Origin of the sequence: Rhodococcus sp. C3V (assembly GCF_029269915.1) — a bacterium.
Classification (GTDB): Bacteria; Actinomycetota; Actinomycetes; order Mycobacteriales; family Mycobacteriaceae; genus Rhodococcus_F; species Rhodococcus_F qingshengii.
This window is the reverse complement of sequence record NZ_JARJBE010000003.1, coordinates 542,440-557,834: the sequence shown is the minus strand read 5'-3', so window position 1 is coordinate 557,834 and position 15,395 is coordinate 542,440. Positions and strand designations below refer to the sequence as shown.

Annotated in this window: 14 protein-coding genes; 7 read left to right on the top strand and 7 right to left on the bottom strand. The window is 62.8% G+C overall.

Annotated features, from left to right (window positions below):
- Positions 1–6 precede the first annotated feature (6 nt).
- The 3 genes from P3G66_RS11465 to P3G66_RS11455 form a co-directional block, all read right to left on the bottom strand.
- Positions 7–744 carry a sulfite exporter TauE/SafE family protein gene (locus P3G66_RS11465; RefSeq protein ID WP_003945554.1) on the bottom strand — a complete coding sequence of 246 codons (738 nt, stop codon included), beginning with the start codon at positions 742–744 and terminating at the stop codon, positions 7–9.
- Positions 745–774: 30 nt separating this feature from the next.
- Positions 775–2,454 (bottom strand): NTF2-like N-terminal transpeptidase domain-containing protein, encoded by a 1,680-nt coding sequence (locus P3G66_RS11460; protein ID WP_276116561.1) that lies wholly within the window; start codon positions 2,452–2,454, stop codon positions 775–777.
- 107 nt (positions 2,455–2,561) lie between these two features.
- The gene (locus P3G66_RS11455; RefSeq protein WP_276116560.1) at positions 2,562–4,379 is read right to left on the bottom strand and encodes a penicillin-binding transpeptidase domain-containing protein; all 1,818 of its coding nucleotides are present in this window, start codon (positions 4,377–4,379) and stop codon (positions 2,562–2,564) included.
- 96 nt (positions 4,380–4,475) lie between these two features.
- Between P3G66_RS11455 and P3G66_RS11450 the strand changes: the two genes are divergently transcribed.
- From P3G66_RS11450 to P3G66_RS11435, 4 genes are all read left to right on the top strand, one after another.
- Positions 4,476–5,030, top strand: coding sequence for a hypothetical protein (locus tag P3G66_RS11450; RefSeq protein ID WP_003945732.1), 555 nt, complete (start codon positions 4,476–4,478; stop codon positions 5,028–5,030).
- A gap of 218 nt (positions 5,031–5,248) precedes the next feature.
- On the top strand, positions 5,249–6,850 hold the full coding sequence (locus P3G66_RS11445; protein WP_276116559.1) for an ABC-F family ATP-binding cassette domain-containing protein: 1,602 nt from the start codon (positions 5,249–5,251) through the stop codon (positions 6,848–6,850).
- 8 nt (positions 6,851–6,858) lie between these two features.
- Positions 6,859–7,440 carry a hypothetical protein gene (locus P3G66_RS11440; protein ID WP_228401920.1) on the top strand — a complete coding sequence of 194 codons (582 nt, stop codon included), beginning with the start codon at positions 6,859–6,861 and terminating at the stop codon, positions 7,438–7,440.
- A gap of 142 nt (positions 7,441–7,582) precedes the next feature.
- Complete coding sequence (locus P3G66_RS11435) at positions 7,583–8,353, top strand: alpha/beta fold hydrolase (RefSeq protein ID WP_003945805.1); 771 nt, start codon at positions 7,583–7,585, stop codon at positions 8,351–8,353.
- Between the two features lie 18 nt (positions 8,354–8,371).
- Here the strand turns inward: P3G66_RS11435 and P3G66_RS11430 are convergent, their stop codons facing one another.
- Entirely contained in the window at positions 8,372–10,390 is a 2,019-nt protein-coding gene (locus P3G66_RS11430) for a heavy metal translocating P-type ATPase (RefSeq protein ID WP_276116606.1), read from the bottom strand.
- 172 nt (positions 10,391–10,562) lie between these two features.
- Positions 10,563–11,213 (bottom strand): DUF305 domain-containing protein, encoded by a 651-nt coding sequence (locus tag P3G66_RS11425; RefSeq protein WP_276116558.1) that lies wholly within the window; start codon positions 11,211–11,213, stop codon positions 10,563–10,565.
- Positions 11,214–11,425: 212 nt separating this feature from the next.
- Between P3G66_RS11425 and P3G66_RS11420 the strand changes: the two genes are divergently transcribed.
- Entirely contained in the window at positions 11,426–12,139 is a 714-nt protein-coding gene (locus P3G66_RS11420; RefSeq protein WP_276116557.1) for a response regulator transcription factor, read from the top strand.
- Positions 12,136–13,257: an ATP-binding protein gene (locus tag P3G66_RS11415; protein ID WP_276116556.1), complete on the top strand. Its 1,122-nt coding sequence runs from the start codon at positions 12,136–12,138 to the stop codon at positions 13,255–13,257. Before P3G66_RS11420 ends, P3G66_RS11415 begins: the two co-directional genes overlap by 4 nt.
- On the opposite strand, the gene P3G66_RS11410 is transcribed toward P3G66_RS11415, so the two are convergent.
- Positions 13,241–13,531 (bottom strand): YiaA/YiaB family inner membrane protein, encoded by a 291-nt coding sequence (locus tag P3G66_RS11410; RefSeq protein ID WP_054800678.1) that lies wholly within the window; start codon positions 13,529–13,531, stop codon positions 13,241–13,243. The two genes, P3G66_RS11415 and P3G66_RS11410, sit on opposite strands and share 17 nt — an antisense overlap.
- A 164-nt stretch (positions 13,532–13,695) precedes the next feature.
- On the opposite strand from P3G66_RS11410, the gene P3G66_RS11405 reads away from it, so the two are divergent.
- On the top strand, positions 13,696–14,904 hold the full coding sequence (locus P3G66_RS11405) for a macrolide family glycosyltransferase (RefSeq protein ID WP_276116555.1): 1,209 nt from the start codon (positions 13,696–13,698) through the stop codon (positions 14,902–14,904).
- Positions 14,905–14,910: 6 nt separating this feature from the next.
- Here P3G66_RS11405 and P3G66_RS11400 read toward each other — a convergent pair whose 3' ends face one another.
- Positions 14,911–15,357, bottom strand: coding sequence for a MarR family winged helix-turn-helix transcriptional regulator (locus tag P3G66_RS11400; protein ID WP_276116554.1), 447 nt, complete (start codon positions 15,355–15,357; stop codon positions 14,911–14,913).
- Positions 15,358–15,395 lie beyond the last annotated feature (38 nt).

The window sequence follows — 15,395 nt, the reverse complement described above, 5'->3', positions numbered from 1 at the left end:
ACGGGCTCACTTCACCCACAACCACAGAGCCAACACGAATCCCGCTATCGCTACTGCCACACGCAGTACCGATGGCGGGATTTTCTTGACGACGGGCGGGCCACACCAACCTCCGGCCAACGCGCCGAGCGCCATCGCCAACGCGGCCACCCAATGCACCTGTCCGGAGAAGGCGAAGATGAGTGCAGCCACAAGATTGGCGATGCCGAGAAAGAAACTCTTCAGGATCGTTGCACGCCACACCGTTTCGGAAGTGAGGATGAGCGTCGCAGCCAGGAAGATGACTCCGGCACCGGCACCGAAATAGCCGCCGTAAACCGCGACGGCGAACAGTGCTGCCGAGTAGATTCCGGGGCGGTCACCGCCGCCGGACAACTCACGAATCTTCGGTTGCAGCAGCAGCGCGAGCGAGGCGAACACGACCATCGCCGGCACAACGGATTCGAACGAACCTTCCGGTGCCAACCACAGGATGAGGGCACCGATGATGCCACCGGCCGCCGAATAGAGAGACCAGCGAACAAGTTTCGGACCGGTATCGGCAACTTCACGGGACGAGTTCGCCAACGCTCCGACGCCGACGGCCACCAACGCGACGGTATTGGTCATGTTCGCGCTGACCGGTGAGAGCCCGACGCTCAGCAGCGCCGGATACGAAACGATCGATGCAAGACCGGTGACAAAACCGACTAGACCGCTGAAGAATCCCGCTACGACGAGGAAAAGGAAATCGAGCAGGTTCACGAACCAGGAATCTACTCGCGGTGCCCGGTACTACTTGTCGGCAGGCTTGCCGAGTTCCTGGAAGAGCTTGTCCGTCATCTGCATTGCTCGATCACCGCCGTCGGCGTCTGCGACGAACACCGCGAACGCGAAGTCTCCGCGTGATCCGTAGAACCAGCGATCGTCACCGCTCGCTGCACCGGCCGCCATCATGTCCGGGTACCCAGCCAGTCCGCGGGCGCCTCGCATGGCGTCACGCAGACGATTGTTGACGTCGCCGGGCAATGCCGTCGGCGTGACGTCGGCGGTAGCCGGTTGTCCGAAGACCATCATCGGCATCGGGGCACTGCCGCGGGCGATCGATGCCGCGAGCATCGCCATTCCGAACGGAGTTACCGTCGGTGTGCTCGCGTCGTTGGACGTCTTGTTGGCCATGACGTTGTTCATCGCCTGGTCCACGCCGGGGCGGTTCGCGGCAAGCACTGCTGTCTGCTGTTCGAGTCCCTGAATGTGGAAGCCGTTGCCGAGTCCGAGTTGCTGCCCGGTGTCGGCCAACTGCTCGGGTGACACGGCGCCGGGGTCGACGCCGTTCTGCATCGACGATGCGAGACGGACCAGATCGAGGGCGCCGCCGGCCGGGCGCAACCCGGTGAAGGCGATCGGGCCCTGTTCGATGGCCTGATTGTTCTGTGCGGCAGCCAGAATGGCGCCGTCCGACGGGCGGATCGCGACGATGGCCGCAGGAGTACCTGCACTGACGACAGCTTCGATCGCGGCGAGTTGAGCGTGCGAGTCGAGGGTCGCGGCGACGTCGGGACCGGGAGGTCCCTGGAAGCCGGCTTGCTTGATCGGGAATCCGTTGGGCTCGACCAGATTGACCGCCCAGCCGGCGGTGGCGTCGCGATTGGCCTGCCACACGGTCCGCAGTGGGTCCAGCAACGGCGAGTTGATTCGACGGTCGGAGGCGATCAGCTTGGGTGTCTTGACCACGACGACACCGGGGATCGCAAAATCGCTTTCCAGGTAGGCGTAGTCGGGATCGCGGAGCAGTACGGCGGTGACGGGCTTGCCGGGGTTTGCGGCGAGGTCGGCCAACATCGACTCCGAAGTGACCAACGGGGCGACAGGTTCGAGCACCGTGGCGAGGCGACGAGTGGTGTCGACGGGGTCCGGCATGGTGGCCGGGTCGAGAGTGATCGCGTTGATGGTCTGCTCGTTCATGAGCAGGGTGCCGGTGCTGTCGACTACCTTCGGCGGCGCTGCGTCCGTGCGGGTGTACGAAACGGTGCGACCGTTGCCGAGGTCGGGGACGAGGACCGACGGGTCCCAGGACACACGCCAGCCGACCGACAGATCACGAACCTCACCCTGCGACTGGTAGCTCCAGTCCTTGCCTTCGCCGAAGTTCCAGGACGCGTCGAGTGTGAAGAGTCCGGAGTCGCTACCCAGATCCATGACCTGAGCGACGTCGAAGTCGGTGGACTTGGCGGCCAGTCCGTCGAACATCTGCTGGATCGACGGCCGCGCCGCGTTGGGGTACGACGTGAGCGCCGCAGCAGCTTCGGCGTCGTGTTTGTTGAGGGCGGTGACGAAGTCCTCCACCACCGACGCGGCGTCGGTTTTCTTCTCCCCACCGATGACACACGACGCGAGCGCCACTGTCAGAACGACAGCAGTTATCGACGCAACGACATATTTTCCACGACGGTTGTGCTGTCCTCCGGGCCCCATGCATGTAACTCTTTACTTCTGTCACACGAGTAACAAGCACGGGATGCCTACGAACGTGTCACGGTTGAGCTACGACGGTGTGATCCAACTGCAACGGAAAACAGGTTTCAGCGCAGAAAAGTGCCCGCTACCTGCACTGCAGGCGAAGAGCTGTCCGCACCCGCGATGAATACCGCAAATGCGAGGTCTCCCTTGATTCCGACAAACCACCCATGTGCCGGGCCACCCTCGGTTTCGGCCGTGCCGGTCTTGCCGAGAAGCCCCGAAATGTCCTGCAACGACGTCGCCGTACCGCCGGTGACGGTCTCACGCATCATCACCCGCAACTGTTCGGTCACCTCCGCGGGAGCGGGTGCAACGGTCTGATCTGCCACGCCGGGCTGTCCCTTGACCAACATCGGCGCGGGTGTCGTTCCGTTGGCGATCGAGGCCGCCACGAGAGCCATCCCGAAAGGCGTGGCGGTCACCGTGCCCTGTCCGATCGCGGACTCGACGCGTTCGGCGGGGGTGTTCGCGTCGGGGACGTTGCCCGTCACTGTCGTGAGCCCAGGGGTCATGTAGTCGACGCCGAGCCCGAACTGCAGTGCCGCCTTGTGCAGGGCGTCCGCAGGCAGACCGACGGCCATCCTCGCCATTGTGGTGTTGCACGACTTCGCGAACGCGGTGTGCAGCGGAACCGATCCGAGGTCGAACTCGTCGTCGTTGGGGATCTGACGCCCTTCGATGTTCTCGGTACCCGGGCACGGCAGAACAGTGTCCGGTGTAGCGACACCGGCTTGCAGGGCCGCAGACGTCGTCACTGTCTTGAACGTCGACCCCGGCGGGTACAGGCCGGTCAACGCGATCGGGCCCTGTGCGTCGGCGGGGGCGTTCTGGGCCACCGCCAACACCGCTCCGGTCGACGGCTGCAGCGCAACGATCGCCGCCTGTTGTGTCACCCCGGCGAGCGCATTCTCGGCCGCGAGTTGCAGCGGTCGGTCGATGGTCGTCGCGATATTCGGAGCAACGGGCCCGTCTTGGCCGGCGACGGTGGTCACGGTTCCGTTCTGCTTCACCTGCTGTACCGCCCAGCCTGCGGATTTGTCCTGTCCCTCCTGCCAGAGGTCGGAGAGCCCGCTGAACGTCGGCGACGCCAACGCCTTGTCCACCGAGAGCAATCGCGCTTGTGGCGCCAAGCTCACTCCGGGAATCGCCGCCAACCGCTCTTCGATGGGTGCAAGATCCTCGGCACGCAAAGTGATTGCGGTGACCGGCTTCCCGCTTGCCGACGCAAGGTCGCCGCTCAGAGATGCAGCCGTGATCGTCGGAGCGACAGGCGAGAGCAGGGCGGCGACCGCTGCCGTGTCCACCGGGGGAACGGCAGCGGAATCGAGATTGACCAGCGTCACTACCTGCTGCTCCATGATCGGCTGACCCGCAGCGTCCAGCACCGACGGCGGCGCGCCTGTCGTAGGTGTGTAGCGCAGCGTGGTCGAAGCGGTCAGGTCCGGAGCGAGCAGTGCCGGGTCCCACTGGATCAGCCAGTTGTCCCCGCTTTTCGACGCGTTTCCCTGCGTCGAGTAGTTCCAGTCCTGACCTTCACCGAACTTCCACGCCGCATCGAGTGTGAACGTCCCCGCAGAATCACCGGACTCGGTGGCGTCGGAGACGGTGAATGTTCCCTCGTCCTTGCCCAGCCCGTCGATCAGAGCCGAAATCGCGGTCGACGCCGCCGCCGGATCGGTGGTCAGGGCTGCCGCCGCTTGCACGTCATCGGACGTGAGCGCGGAGGCGAACTCCTCTGCCACTGATTTCGGCTGGTCAGGGCCAGAACTGCAGGCAACTACCGATCCTGCGGCCAATACCCCCAGAGCTACGGCAGCCACGGGACGACGGAAAGTTCGGAAGCTCTGACGAGCGTGTGAAAGGCGCACGACTTCGATCATGCCCGAATTTGTGGCGCCAGTTCGACTATCGGTGTAATCATGTAATCAGTGCAGTAAACGCACGCCACACTCCACCAGCTCTCCGAGGAGAACGCCATGAAGAACTCACAAAACTCCGGCGACCGCAGGTTCGGCCGTCCCGGAGGTTGGCAACAGGCGTCGGTTCCCGACGCGAGCGATGCGTCCGACTGGTTTGCAGGTCGACTTCCCGACGATTGGTTCACCGGAACGGCCGACGTCCAGGTCGACCGCGAAGAAATCGTCGTGATCGGTGAACTCCCGGCAGTCGACGGTGGCGAGGCCGCCGCGGACGGAAGGATCTCACGCTTTCGCGAAACCACGCGCGCCGACCGGATGCGCATCGCCGACGAGGCCGAGGCTCGCTACGGGCGCAAGGTCGCCTGGGGTGTACGTCTGGACGAAAAGACCGTCCTGTTCACACATCTCGCAGTTCCGGTGATGACACGACTACGTCAGCCCGAACGCAAGGTTCTCGACACTCTGGTGGACGCGGGTGTTGCTCGTTCGCGAGCGGACGCCCTCATGTGGACAGTCCGGTTGGCGGGCAAGCACAGCGAACAATGGCTCACCGAACTCCGCGAAGCGATGTCGAAGGTCGACGACCTCCGATCCGAGGGTCCGAAAATCTGAAGGCCCGAAAATCTGAGCACCGAACACTGACGAGACCGACAGCACAGAATAATTCGATTGCACGGGACCGTTCGAGTGTTCTAACCTGGAACACGAATCATTCCCGACAGAACAGGAAACGGGCCGTTGCTCCTCTAGAGGTTCATCACGCGAAGGCACTCGCACCCATCAGCACTTGCTGAGCCGGGCGCACAGTCCAAGCACCCTCTGGAGTACTCATGACCCAATCCCACCTTTCTCTGTCGCTCTCGGATCTCACCTTCATCTGGCCGGACGGCGAATCAGTCTTTTCCCACACCAATTTTGTATTCCCCAGTGGCCGTGTCGGTCTCGTGGGACTCAACGGATCGGGAAAGTCGACTCTGCTGCGATTGATCGCAGGAGAGCTCTCACCGGAATCCGGATCCGTGACCGCTTCCGGCGAGGTCGGCTACCTCCGTCAGGACATCACACTCGATCCGAGCGTTCGGGTGGATGACATCCTCGGTATCCACGAACTCCGAAACGCATTGCACCGCATCGAAACCGGCGAAGGCTCCGAATCCGACTTTGCGCTCGTGGACAACAACTGGGATATCGAGGAGAGCGCTCTCTCCACCTTGCATCGACTCGGCCTCGAGAAGGTGGTTCCGGATACCGCAGCATTGAGCCGAACTGTCGGCACCCTCTCCGGCGGAGAGACCGTCCTACTCGGCCTGACCGCAACGCTGCTGAAGAATCCACAGGTACTGCTCCTGGACGAGCCGACCAACAACCTGGACCGCGACGCTCGATCACGAGTTCATGCTGCAGTCCAACAGTTTCCGGGAACCGTACTGATCGTCAGCCACGACCGGGAACTGCTCGACACCGCGGAGTACACGATCGAACTACGTCGGGGGGATCTACGCGTGTTCGGCGGCAACTACTCGCACTACCAGGAGGTCGTGACCGCTGAGCAGGAAAACGCACTCGCCACCGTTCGCGACGCCAAGGCCGATCTGGCAAAGCAGAGCCGCGAGCTGATCGACGCTCGAACGAAACTGGACCGGCGTAAGCGCTATGGGCAGAAGATGTTCGAGAACAAGCGGATGCCGCCGATCATCGCGCAGACACGAAAACGTCAGGCCCAAGTTTCAGCGGGAAAGCTGGCCCTCAACCATATCGGGAAGGTGGACGAGGCCAAGTCTGTCCTGTCGGATGCAGAGGAACTCCTTCGAGACGATCGCGAGATTCGTCTGGATCTGCCTGCTACAGAGGTTCATCCGGGGCAGCAGGTTGCGCGGCTCGACGAGGTGACGTTGCAGAGCGGCCAAGTGGTATCGCTCCAGATCACCGGGCCGGAGCGGATTGCGATAGTGGGACGCAACGGAATCGGCAAGACGACGTTGCTCGATGCACTCGCCGCGTCTACTCCGTTCGTAGCCTCTCGTGCGCTCCCCCAACGTCTCGACGTGTTCGACGAGGATCTCTCGGTGGCGGACAACGTCGCGTTGGCCGCGCCACACGCGACAGCCGAGGAAATTCGCGGGCAGTTGGCACGGTTCCTTTTCCGGGGAACGGATTCCGACGTATCGGCATCCGCGCTCTCCGGCGGTGAACGATTACGTGCGGCGTTAGCCACGATCCTGCTGGCCGAGCCCGCGCCCCAGCTGCTTCTTCTCGACGAGCCGACCAACAACCTGGACCTACCGAGTCTCGCCCACCTCACGCAGGCACTTTCCGATTTTCGCGGCGCCATGGTGGTGGTGAGTCACGATCTGCCGTTCCTTCGCGGCATCGGCATAACGCGATGGATCAGCATGGACGAGAATGGTATTCGAGACATCGATCCCGAGTAGGCCGACGGTTGACGCTATCGGTGCTCGACGGTCTGGCCTACCGTGGGGCGATGTGCCTTCACCTCGACGCAACCGCCGCGCTGTCGCTCGCAGGTTGGGTTCGCGAAGAACCCACTCGATCGGCCTCTGCCCCAGTTCCGCAACCACTGGTCGGCGGTTGTGACCAACTCGTAGTGTGGGCGAGTTCGTTCTCCGTACTTGCCAGTTCCGACGACCAGGTGTGGTTTCTCTCGGCGGAGAACTATGCCGGTGGCGTTGGCGTCAGCGATGAGGCGTTTCCCTGGAATGCGTTCCGGCACGAGAGCCTGGCGGTCGCTTCCGGGCCGGCGGAGCGCGCGGCGATCAACGCCTTCTGGTCCACTCACCTCCCGGTCCTGCTGTCGGTGCGCAATGGGTACGAGTACTTGGCGCTCGCACCCGACGGTCAGGTTGTCCGTGGAGGAGAGCCGGAGTTCGAGGAGGTCACCATCGTCGCCGCTGATTTCGAGGCTCTGATTCGGGGCATAGCCGCAGGCGTCAGCACTGCAGACCCCTCAACCGATGCATTGCTTGGAACAGTGGGTACTGCCCCGCCGGGCAGTGACCGGTAGCTCTGAGGGAGGCCGAGTTGACGGCCCGACTGTTCGTGAGAGTCCACGCCATCCGTCGAATGGGTCCGGACGACTACTCGAGTTCACGTGCGTAGCAACTGGCACCCATACTGGACGGGTGTTGCACGACGTGAGAAATCCGGTGGACGGTGCGCGGATCACCTATCAGATCGTGGGCGATGGCCCGCCCCTGTTGATGGTGCACGGCACAGCGTTGTCGCGCTCCATCTGGCGTGGCTTCGGGTACGTCAAGGCACTTCAGGAGCAATATCGTCTGATCCTCGTCGACATGCGGGGTCACGGACGCAGTGACAAACCACACGACTCCGATTCGTATGCAATGGATCTGGTGGTCGGCGATCTCCTGGAGATCCTCGACACGGAGTCTCCGTTCGAACCGGCACACGTCCTCGGATACTCGTTCGGCGGACGCTCGGTGATGTCGCTGACAGTCGAGCACTCCGAACGGGTGCGATCGCTGACCGTCGGGGGTGGTAGCAGCCGACCGATGACGGGCGCGTTCGACGCATTGTTCTTCCCGGGTTGCATCGACGTACTCGAAAGCGGCGGTATCGAGGGATTTCTGACCGGTTGGGGCGTGAGGCGCGGCAAACCGGTGGATCCTCAGACTGCGACTGCCTTCCGAATCAATGATGCCCTCGCGCTCGCTGCCTACATGCGCCGCGCAGAGAAGGAGCACGGCATCGACGACGCCGTGCTGCAACGGATCACCACACCGGCATTGTTGTTCGTCGGATCGAGAGATCGCGAGCGCCTGCCGGATACCGAGCATCTCGCATCGCTGATCCCGGACAGTGCCTTGACTGTGATCGAAGGGGCTGACCACGCAAGCGCAGTCGCAGACTCCGATGCTGTACTGCGTGCGCTCATTCCGTTCCTCAGCCGACAGTAGTCCGCCTTGAACCTCTCGCTACTGCGATGTGAGCACTCTCGACTCCAGCGCGGTCACCGGTGGTTGCCGCAAGTCCAAGCGCCTCAACAACTGGGCATTCGCGGCAACGACCACAGTGGATACCGACATCAGGATTGCTCCGACCTCCATCGGCAGCACAAACCCGACGGGCGCCAGTACTCCCGCAGCGAGGGGAACCGAGATCGCGTTGTATCCCGCTGCCCACCAAAGGTTCTGAACCATCTTCCGGTAGGTGGCGCGGGAGAGCTCGATGACCGAGCTCACCGAACGCGGATCATCGCTGGCCAGAACAACTCCCGCCGACGCGATCGCCACGTCGGTTCCGGCACCGATCGCGATACCCACATCCGCCTGGGCGAGTGCCGGCGCATCGTTGACCCCGTCACCGACCATCGCCACGCGGTGGCCCGCAGCCTGAAGCCGAGATACCTGCGCTCCCTTGTCCTGCGGAAGCACTTCGGCGAAAACTTCGTCGATCCCGAGCCTGCGAGCCACCGAATGGGCCACGGCCTCCGCGTCTCCGGTGACCATTGCCACCCGCACACCGCGAGCATGGAGGGCGTCGACGGCCAATGCTGATTCCGGGCGAATCTCGTCGGCCAATGCCAATGCGCCGATTACCTTCTCGTCACGCACTACATGCAGGACGGTCGACCCGTCACTGAGCCACTCTTCGGTCCCCGGGATCGCGGTGGCCCCGACCGATCGCAGCATCCCCGGTCCGCCGACACCGACGCGTGCACCGGCGACGTCCGCAGCAACCCCGATCCCGTTGTGCGCCTGAAAGTCGGAACCCGAAGTGAATTCGAGCGACAACTCCCGCGCCGCCGCGACGACGGCGCGCCCGAGTGGATGTTCGCTGTCGAACTCGACGGCAGCCGCTGCGCTGAGAACTTCGTCGTCGGAATACCCGTCGACACCGCGTACACCGACCACTGCGGGCTCCCCCTTGGTGAGAGTGCCGGTCTTGTCGAAGAGAACGGTGTCTACGTTACGCATCGCCTCGAGGGCCATGCGGTCGGTGATCAAGATCCCAGCCCGAGCCGCCCGTTCCGTCGCGATCGAGACGACCAGTGGAATCGCCAACCCGAGCGCGTGCGGGCAGGCGATCACCAGAACGGTGATCGTCCGGGTGACTGCGCTCTCCGGGGTGCCCCAGATACTCCAGGCGATCGCGGTCAGCACTGCCGCGCCGAGTGCGTACCAGAACAGCAGAGCAGCGGCCTTGTCCGCCAACACCTGCGCGCGACTCGACGAGTTCTGGGCTTGCTCGACCAGGCGCCGGATACCGGCGAGCGCGGTGTCTTCTCCCACGGCGGTGACTCGAAGCCGAAGTGCCGAGTCGGTGGCTACCGTGCCGGCCACCACCTGATCTCCGACAGTCCGGCGGACGGTCTTCGACTCGCCTGTAATCATGGATTCGTCCATGTCGGCGCTTCCCTCGACCACCGTTCCGTCCGAGGGAACACGGGCGCCGGGACGAACTATCACCAGGTCGCCGGTCGCCAGAGCTGCGGTGGGCACGGTTTCCACCGATTCCCCCACCACCCGTTCTGCCTCGTCGGGCAGCAAAGCGGCAAGTGAATCCAAGGCGCTCGATGTCTGACTGAGCGAACGCATCTCGATCCAGTGGCCCAACAACATCATCACGATCAGAAGCGCGAGCTCCCACCAGAAATCGAGAGTGTGATCCACCCAGTGCAGACTCGCAGCCCATGACGCGAAGAAGGCCACGGTGATCGCGAGCGCGATCAACAGCATCATTCCCGGTTGCCGAGAACGGATTTCGGACACGCCACCGGTGAGGAACGGCTTGCCACCCCAGAAGTACATCACCGTGCCGAGTACCGGTGAGATCCATTCCACCAGAGAGTTTTCCGGCAGTGTGTACCCGACCAGATCAGCGAACATCGCGTCTGCCGCAACAACCGGACCGGCGATGACCAGCATGACCGCGAACAATTTCCGGAACTGTGCGACGTGATCCCCGTGACCACCGTGTGCCCCATGCTCCATCTGGCCATGGCTCATCTCGCTATGGTCCATCTGGCCGTGGTCCATCTGACTGTGATCCATGTGGCGGTCATCCCCTCGCGTGTGATTGCAGCACAGCACCAGTCAAGCCATCAGCCTCGAACGTATGCCCAGGCAGTCACCCGAGCAAGGTCACGCGGCCAAGGTCTCCTGTTCAGCTGCCCTTCAACATCGCTTCCATCTGAGTGATTTCTGCCTGCTGACCAGCGATGATCGCTTCTGCCATCGCCTCCGCCGAGGGGTCGAGCCCGTTGTCGATTTCGGTCTCGGACATGGTGATGGCGCCCTTGTGGTGCTCGATCATCATCGTCAGCCACATCTTGTCGAACTCCGCGCCGCTCGCGTCGGTGAGAGCCGTCATGTCATCGGCCGACATCATGCCCGGCATGTCGGCCATCCCGACGCCATGACCCGCATGCGCCGAATCATCCATTCCTTCCATCGAACTCGACGCAGGGTCGGGGCGTCCCCACTTCGTCAGCAGTTCGGTCATCTGAGCCATCTCCGGGCCTTGCGCTGCCTCTATCTGCGCTGCAAGAGAGAGAAGTTCGGCATTGTCGGTTCGGCCTTCCACCATCCGGGCCATGTCCAATGCCTGCGCATGATGCGGGTACATCCCTTCGAGGAACTCGATGTCGGCTGCATTGACACCCGCCGGAATCGCCGACTGTGCTGCGACGCTGGTTGTTTCGGAAGAATGGGTGACACTCTCCCCGGAGTTGTCCGAACATCCGGCAATCAACAGTGCTGCCGCTGCCACCGCTGGAACGAACCGCGCGGCGCTCCGCTTGAACGTCGAAGACATGTTTTCCACTCCCAGAAATTGATTCGATATACATTGCCCCACAACTGTTTTGATCACTGTGGGCGCTACTGCACAATTGCCAGACTACCGGCGCGAGGCCGCCGAGAGGCCCGATAACCGGCCCATACGATGTTCCTTCATCGAATCTTCACAGTCGAACGAAACCATCAGGCGGCGGCAACAAGGCGGCGCAGTCGACTAGCCTCGGACTGATGAGCGCCGAACTACGACCGAGCGAGGAGCCTGGGCGCGTACTCGTCGTCGACGACGAACCTGCGCTCGCGAAGGTTGTCTCCAACTACCTGAGCCGAGAGGGCTTCACGGTTCGGATCGCACACGACGGTCCGAGCGCGGTACGTGCGGTCCGCGAATTCGAGCCCGCACTGATCGTGCTCGACCTGATGCTCCCGGGCTTCGACGGTCTGGAAGTCTGCCGGCGGATCCGTACGTTTTCCGACGCGTACGTCCTGATGCTCTCCGCCCGCGGTGACGAGTCGGACAAGGTGAGCGGACTGGCAGCCGGCGCAGACGACTACGTGGTCAAACCCTTCGGCCCCCGCGAGTTGGTTGCGCGAGTGAAAGCACTGCTCAGACGGCCACGTGCGTCGAGCATGCTGCCGGAAGCGCTGCCGACGCCACCCGGTCTCGACATCGACGTCCTCGCCCGCACCGTGCATGTCGACAACCGCCCGATCGATCTCACTCCCACCGAGTTCGCGTTGCTCTCCGCCCTCGCTACCCGACCTGACGCGGCCTGGAGTCGAGCAGACATCATCGCCTCGGTGTGGGGGTCGTCGTGGTTCGGGGACCAGCACATCGTCGACGTCCATGTCCGTGCATTACGCCGCAAACTCGGCGACGACGCGACCGATCCGCGGTTCATCAGAACCGTCAGGGGCGTCGGATACTCGTTGAGGTCGTCATGAACACGGTCGTCATGAACGAGGTCGTCATGAAGAAACTCGGGCTACGCGGAAAACTGCTGCTGGCGCAGCTTGTCGTCCTGTTCGTCTCCTGCCTCGCCATCGCCGCAGTCGCCATTGCCGTCGCTGCCCCGCTCTTTCACAACCACCTCATGATGGCCGGCATCGAAGACTCGAATGTCCGTACCCACACCGAAGAGGCATTCGCTCAGACCATGACCATTGCACTGTTGTGCGGGATCGCGGTCGCACTGGTGGGCGCAAGCATCGCCGCGGTCTACATCGTCCGACGCATCACGGCCCCGATCTCAACGCTGGCGGAGGCGGCTCAAAGCGTCGCAGACGGGAACTTCGACGTGACTATCGGCAGGTCCGACGTAGATGCCGATTTCACGCGTCTCGAAACTGCCTTTGCCGACATGGCGGCACGCCTTGATCATTCGGATCGGGTCCGCAAACGCCTGCTTGCCGATCTTGCCCACGAATTACGCACTCCGGTATCGACTTTGGCTGCGTACGTGGACGGCATCGAGGATGGCGTCCTACCCACGGACACGACTTCATGGTCGGTGATGCGTGACCAACTCGAAAGACTTCGTCGGCTCTCGTGTGATCTGGCGGACGTCTCCGCTGCCGACGAGCACGCACTCGAACTCGATCGACGGGCCGAGGATCTCGACGACATCGTCGCCAGCGCAACGGCAGCAGCGCGGCCACGATTTGTCGATCGTGGGGTCGAATTGACGACCGTCTTGCCTCCGCACACAATCACGGCCGAGGTCGATCGCCAACGAATCGAACAGATCCTCGCCAACCTTCTCGAGAACGCGTTGCGGCACACTCCAACCGGAGGTTCGGTGACGGTGACACTCGCGCGGGGAGAGGATCACCTCTCCGTGTCCGTCACCGACACCGGCGACGGAATTCCCTCAGACCAGCTCGAATCCGTCTTCGACCGTTTTCATCGTGGTGACCGATCCGACGGTTCGGGTTTGGGGCTCACGATTGCGCGCAGCCTCGCGCTCGCCCACGGCGGCGATCTGTCGGCACGCCGAAGCGAGCAACCTCTCGGCAGCACGCTGATCCTGACCTTGCCGACAGGTTTCACGCTGCCGCTTTGAACGGATCGTGTTCGGCGATCAACTTCTCGAGTCGAGCCTCGTCCACCCGAACTCTGACCGTCGATGCCTCCTGCTGATCACGAATCACCTTGGCCAACGTGAACGTGCTGGTGACCAAGAACAGCAAGGACATTCCGAGAAATCCGCGTTGCCACGCATCGATCGGAAGATAGGCAATTCCGAGGAGGGTGCCGACAAAACTGACGGCAAAGGCGATTCCGGCCTGCAGGTAGAAGGCTGCAGTGGTCTTCGAAGGTGTTGTCGGTGCGCTCATGCTTCGAAGTCTGGCCTTTCGCCGCAACACTCGGATGCGTAGTCCTACTCGAGAGCCCACGGTACTTCCCCCGGCAAAAATCAGATGCCGTCGCCCATAGTGGTGGATAGTCTCGGTTCGGTAGACGGAGATGTTCGAGAACAGTCAGACGGCAGGAGTGATCGATGACCCGCAGACATATCGCCATGGTGAGCATTCCGGCACCGGGCCACGTCAATCCGAGCCTGGCGATCATCGCGCGTCTCGTGGCCGCCGGTCACCGCGTCACCTATGCCAACGACGAGTCGATGCGTGAGATCATCGAGGCGACCGGGGCCGAATTCGCACCGTACGTATCCACGCTGCCCAGCCTCGCTCCTTCCCCTGACGGCGCCGAACCGGAGAAGAGCTGGGACGGGGATCTGATAGATCAGTTGACCCTGTTCCAGGACGATTACGAGTCGATGCTGCCGCAACTGCGCCGTATTTACGAAGACGATCGACCTGACCTCTTTCTCTACGACATCGCCGGCATTCCGGCACGAATACTGGCTCAGCAGTGGAATGTTCCCATCATGCAGTTGTCGCCGACGTACGTTGCCTGGGACGGTTACGAAGCCGACGCCGCACCGATGTACGACGAGATTCGTTCCGATCCGAGAGGCGTGGACCTGCTCGATCGGGAGGCCCGGTTCTTCCGCAGCGAAGGCGTCGAGGTCGATCCTCGTGAGTTCACCGGACGCCCACCGCGTGCGATCGTTCTGATCGCAGAATCCATGCAGCCCAACGCCGATCGAGTGAACCGCGACGTCTACACGTTCGTCGGCCCCGCACTCGAACCGAGCAGTCAACCCTGGGTGAACCCGGATCCGGAACGCAAGCTCTTGTTGATTTCGCTGGGTTCTGCCTTCACCGATCACCCGGATTTCTACCGCATCTGCGTCGAAGCTTTCGGCGAAATGGAGGGCTGGCACGTCGTCCTCCAAATCGGGAAGCAGGTACAGATCTCAGATCTCGGATCTGTGCCCGGAACTGTCGAAATACACCGCTGGGTACCGCAGTTCGCGATTCTGCAGCAGGCCGACGCATTTGTGACCCACGCGGGTATGGGCGGATCCAGCGAGGGACTCGTCACCGGGACACCCATGATCGCGGTGCCGCAAGCCGTTGACCAGTTCGGCAACGCCGACTCGCTCGTCGACGCCGGTGTCGCAGTACGCGTCGACAGCGCTACCGTCACGGCAGTAGAGCTTCGTGAGGCGCTGACGCTGGTGAGCGCCGACGAGTTCCGCCGACGCAGCGCGGAGTTGGCAGAAGAACTCGCAGCGGCGGGCGGCGTGTCCCGCGCCGTCGAATTGATCGAAGCCGCTCTACCCGGCAGCGGGCCCAGATAATGTCTGCTACCAGTGCCAGGCGTCGCCGCCCACGTTCTTGATGGTTCGCTGCAGCACAGTGATGGTGGTGACAAACTCCTCTTCGGTGATTCCCTGCATCCGCTCTTCCTGCAGCATCTGCTGTACCCGCGCGGCGCGATCGAACTGCTCGGAGCCCGCATCAGTCGGGCGAAGGACAGACCCGTCTTCGCGCGCCCACCCCAGTTCGAGGGCAGAGTCGACGGCGTCGTCGATGACGTCAGTTGATTCGTTCGGACCGATCGTCCGTAGGAGGACAGCTCGCTCGACCCCTTCCGGGTGCAGCGAAAGTTGGTGCAGGACCCACCATTGCGGCTGAGTCACGCCGATTGCTTCGAGTGCCCCGCGCGTGCGTGCGCGAATCGCTTCGCCTGCACGCGCGGTCCAGAATCCGATCGGCTGATTCGCCGGTGGCTGCATTGGCTGTTTGGTCATGGACACGACGATAAAACCTCAACGGAAGTTCAGGTCAA

Bases quoted from the DNA above. Each gene is read 5' to 3' on its own strand.
- P3G66_RS11460 (WP_276116561.1), bottom strand. From the start codon at position 2,454: ATGGGGCCCGGAGGACAGCACAACCGTCGTGGAAAATATGTCGTTGCG.
- P3G66_RS11455 (WP_276116560.1), bottom strand. From the start codon at position 4,379: ATGATCGAAGTCGTGCGCCTTTCACACGCTCGTCAGAGCTTCCGAACT.
- P3G66_RS11450 (WP_003945732.1), top strand. From the start codon at position 4,476: ATGAAGAACTCACAAAACTCCGGCGACCGCAGGTTCGGCCGTCCCGGA.
- P3G66_RS11445 (WP_276116559.1), top strand. From the start codon at position 5,249: ATGACCCAATCCCACCTTTCTCTGTCGCTCTCGGATCTCACCTTCATC.
- P3G66_RS11430 (WP_276116606.1), bottom strand. From the start codon at position 10,390: ATGGAGCATGGGGCACACGGTGGTCACGGGGATCACGTCGCACAGTTC.
- P3G66_RS11425 (WP_276116558.1), bottom strand. From the start codon at position 11,213: ATGTCTTCGACGTTCAAGCGGAGCGCCGCGCGGTTCGTTCCAGCGGTG.
- P3G66_RS11420 (WP_276116557.1), top strand. From the start codon at position 11,426: ATGAGCGCCGAACTACGACCGAGCGAGGAGCCTGGGCGCGTACTCGTC.
- P3G66_RS11415 (WP_276116556.1), top strand. From the start codon at position 12,136: ATGAACACGGTCGTCATGAACGAGGTCGTCATGAAGAAACTCGGGCTA.
- P3G66_RS11410 (WP_054800678.1), bottom strand. From the start codon at position 13,531: ATGAGCGCACCGACAACACCTTCGAAGACCACTGCAGCCTTCTACCTG.
- P3G66_RS11405 (WP_276116555.1), top strand. From the start codon at position 13,696: ATGACCCGCAGACATATCGCCATGGTGAGCATTCCGGCACCGGGCCAC.
- P3G66_RS11400 (WP_276116554.1), bottom strand. From the start codon at position 15,357: ATGACCAAACAGCCAATGCAGCCACCGGCGAATCAGCCGATCGGATTC.